The 3,480-nt window shown below is 73.2% G+C and carries 3 protein-coding genes; 1 reads left to right on the forward strand and 2 read right to left on the reverse strand.

Features of this window, described 5'->3' with window-relative positions; translation table 11 throughout:
* A partial coding sequence (locus tag Q1K57_RS04520; RefSeq protein ID WP_300079446.1) for a CbiX/SirB N-terminal domain-containing protein occupies nt 1-662 on the reverse strand: 662 nt, incomplete at its 3' end.
* 57 nt (nt 663-719) lie between these two features.
* Here Q1K57_RS04520 and Q1K57_RS04525 point away from each other — a divergent pair.
* Entirely contained in the window at nt 720-1,526 is an 807-nt protein-coding gene (locus Q1K57_RS04525) for a shikimate dehydrogenase (RefSeq protein ID WP_300079448.1), read from the forward strand.
* Here the strand turns inward: Q1K57_RS04525 and Q1K57_RS04530 are convergent.
* The gene (locus tag Q1K57_RS04530) at nt 1,520-3,301 is read right to left on the reverse strand and encodes a DEAD/DEAH box helicase (protein ID WP_300079450.1); all 1,782 of its coding nucleotides are present in this window, start codon (nt 3,299-3,301) and stop codon (nt 1,520-1,522) included. The genes Q1K57_RS04525 and Q1K57_RS04530 overlap by 7 nt on opposite strands.
* Nucleotides 3,302-3,480 lie beyond the last annotated feature (179 nt).

A 3,480-nucleotide genomic window follows, 5' to 3' on the forward strand; every position in this document is an offset into this window, starting at 1 on the left:
CGCTCGACGACCACGTCGACCAGGCGTGGGTGCGCTCCCAGCGGCTGGGCCACCACGTCTCCCCCCGACGCCTCGAGCCTTCGCTGGAAGAACCCGCGCCCCACGAGGTAGGACGCGACGGCCACCGGCGAGCCGGACGCCCTCCGCGCGGCATCCACGGCGTCGCTCACCCGTGGTTCGGCCGCTGCCAGGAAGCCCACCAACACGGGTCCTCGCCAGCGCTGTTGCACCTCGGCGACCACCGCCGGCACCCCGGCGCGGCCCGACGCCCGGGACGACCCGGCCACCCCGACGACCAACGGAAGATGCTCCCCTGCTCCTGCTTCGATCACCCGAGCCACCAAGGCGTCGGCGAGCCCGGCGTGCGGGCCCAGCGGGCCCGCCGACGCGATCCGCCCCGGATGCCGCGCCACGGCGCCGTCGACATCGACCTCCAGGTGGTAGCCCGGCGACAGCAGCACCGGCACGATCACGCCCGATCCACCGGCGGCCACGACTGCATCGGCGACATCGCCGACGTAGGGCTGCTGCACGTCGACGTAGGCATCCCGCACCTCGACCCCGCCCAGGGCGTCCCGCGCGGCCGCCGCGATCGCGAGCGTGGTGGCCCGGCCTTCGGGGTCGTCGGTGCCGTGGGCACACACGATCAGGACCGGCTTCACCCGGGTGACCGTAGCAGCCGGCCGGTGTGGGAGGCTGGGCCCCGTCGAAAGGACATCATGACCCGCACGAACGTCAACGGTGCCTCGCGGCTGTTCCCGATCATCGGCGACCCGGTCCGCTGGGTGGAGTCGCCCCGGCGCCTCACCACCACGCTCACCGAACGCGGCCACGACGCCCTCTGTGTGCCGATCGAGGTGACCGCCGCCGACCTCGACACCGTCATGGCCGGCCTGACGGCCAGCCGCAACGTCGACGGCCTCCTCGTCACGATGCCCCACAAGGGCACCGCCTTCGCCCACTGCGCCACCGCCTCGGACGCCGCGCGCCGGCTCGGCGTCGTCAGCATCATCCGCCGCAACGCCGACGGCACGTGGCACGGCGACATGCTCGACGGCATCGCCTTCGTCAAGGCCCAGGTCGAACACGGCGCCACCGTCGCCGGTGCCCGGGCGCTGCTCATCGGAGCGGGTGGGGCCGGCAGCGCCATCGCGATCGCCCTGCTCCAGGCGGGCGTCGGCCGGCTCGTCATCCACGACACGGACGCCGATCGCGTCGGTTCGTTCCTCGCGGGCATCGCCGATCTCGCCGCCGGACGCGCGAGCGCCGGCCCCAACGACCCCACCGGGTTCGACCTCGTGCTCAACGCCACTCCGCTCGGCATGAACGAGGGCGATCCGCTGCCCGTCGATCCCGGGCAGCTCACCGACGCGATGTTCTGCGGCGACGTCATCTCCGGGCACGGCCTGACCCCGTTCCTCGCCGCCGCCGAGGCGGCCGGCTGCGCGACCGCCAACGGCAGTCACATGGTGGAGGCCGCCCAGCACCTCATGGTCGACTTCTTGGTCGGCCCGCGCGGTCAGTAGCGGTCGCGCCGCCCGCCCTTGTCCCGCTTGTCGCGCCGGTCGCCGAACGCCTCGCGCTTCGGCTTGCCGGCGCGGAACCGCTCGGGGCGCCCGTCGTCGAGCTGCAGGTCGATGAGCTTGCCCGAGACACGCGTCCGGCCGAGCTTCTCCCACGTCTCGGCGGGCAGGTGGGGCGGCAGTTCCACCAGCGAGTGGTCGGCGCGGATGTCGATGCGCCCGAAGTCGCCGCGGCCGAGGCCGCCCTCGTTCGCCAGCGCGCCCACGATCATCCGGGGTGCCACCCGGTGCCGCCGGCCCACGGCGATGCGGTAGGTCGCGAACTTCGGGTCGCCCTCGCGGCGCGGGATCTGCGACTCGCTCGACCCGCCCCCCGACCGCTCGCGCCCGCGGCGTCCGGGCCGCTCGTCGAACGTCTGGACGCGCGGCTCCGGCTCGGAATCGAGCAGCATCGGCTCGTCGCCCTGCAGCACGAGCGCGAGCGCGGCGGCCACGTCGCCCTCCGGCACGTCGTACTCGTTGACGTAGTGGGTCACCACATCGCGGAAGAAGTCGATGCGTTCGGACGCCCCCAGCGCGGCCGTGATCGCATCGTCGAAGCGCGTCAACCGGGTGGCGTTGATGTCGTCTGCGCTCGGCATGGCCATGGCGGTGAGTTCCTGGCCGGTGGCGCGCTCGATGGCGCGCAGCAGGTGGCGCTCGCGCGGCGTCACGAACGAGATCGCGTCGCCGCTGCGGCCGGCGCGGCCCGTGCGGCCGATGCGGTGCACGTACGACTCGGTGTCGGTGGGGATGTCGAAGTTGACGACGTGGCTGATCCGGTCGACGTCGAGGCCGCGGGCGGCCACGTCGGTGGCGACGAGCACGTCGAGCTTGCCCGTCTTGAGCTGGTTGATGGTGCGCTCGCGCTGGGCCTGGGCGAGGTCGCCGTTGATGGCCATGGCCGAGATGCCGCGGGCGCGCAGCTTCTCCGCGACCGTTTCGGTCTCGGTCTTGGTGCGGACGAACACGATCATGCCGTCGAAGTTCTCCACCTCGAGGATGCGCGTGAGGGCGTCCACCTTCTGCGGGTAGCCGACGATGAGGTAGCGGTGGGTCACGTTCGGGGCGGTGGCGGTGCTCCCCTTGACCTGCACCTCCAGCGGCTCGGCGAGGTACTTCTCGGCGAGCTCGCGGATCTGCCGCGGCATGGTCGCCGAGAACAGAGCCACCTGCTTCTCGGCGGGGGTCTGGGCGAGGATCTGCTCGACGTCTTCGGCGAAGCCCATGGTGAGCATCTCGTCAGCCTCGTCGAGCACGAGGTACTTCAGCTCGGACAGATCGAGGGTGCCGCGCTCGAGGTGGTCGATGATGCGGCCGGGCGTGCCGACGACCACGTGGACGCCGCGGGCGAGCGCGCTGAGCTGGACGCCGTAGCCCTGGCCGCCGTAGACCGGCAGCACCCGGACGCCCTTGAGGTGGGCGGCGTACTGCTCGAACGCCTCGCACACCTGCAAGGCCAGTTCGCGCGTCGGCGCGAGCACGAGAGCCTGCGGGCGCTTCTGCTTGTGGTCGAGCCGCTGCAGGATGGGCAGCGCGAACGCCGCCGTCTTGCCGGTGCCCGTCTGCGCGACGCCGGTGATGTCCCGCCCGTCGAGCAGCGGGGGGATGGCCGCGGCCTGGATCGGCGTCGGGCGGGTGAAGCCCGCCGACTCGACCGCGGCGAGGAGCTCGGCCGGCAGGCCGAGCTCGGCGAAGGTGGGGGCGGACGCGGCGGCGTCGGGCGTGGGGGGAGTCATAGGTGGACCGATCCGGCTGAGGGAGCGTGGCGGCCCGCCCGGTGGCGGGAGCCGGTCCGCACTCTCGACCCGTGGGGCGCGCCGGGCGGCGCTGCGCGGCTCGGGCGACGGTGTCACCGGGGCCGCAGGGGTCCTGCTCGGCGGTCTGAGCACTCCTGGGGCTCCCAGTCTACCGGCCG

Source organism: Propioniciclava sp. (genome assembly GCF_029977985.1).
In the GTDB taxonomy this organism is placed as follows: Bacteria; Actinomycetota; Actinomycetes; order Propionibacteriales; family Propionibacteriaceae; genus Propioniciclava.

Coding starts and splice junctions, on each gene's coding strand:
- Q1K57_RS04530 (WP_300079450.1), bottom strand. CDS start 3,301: ATGACTCCCCCCACGCCCGACGCCGCCGCGTCCGCCCCCACCTTCGCC.
- Q1K57_RS04525 (WP_300079448.1), top strand. CDS start 720: ATGACCCGCACGAACGTCAACGGTGCCTCGCGGCTGTTCCCGATCATC.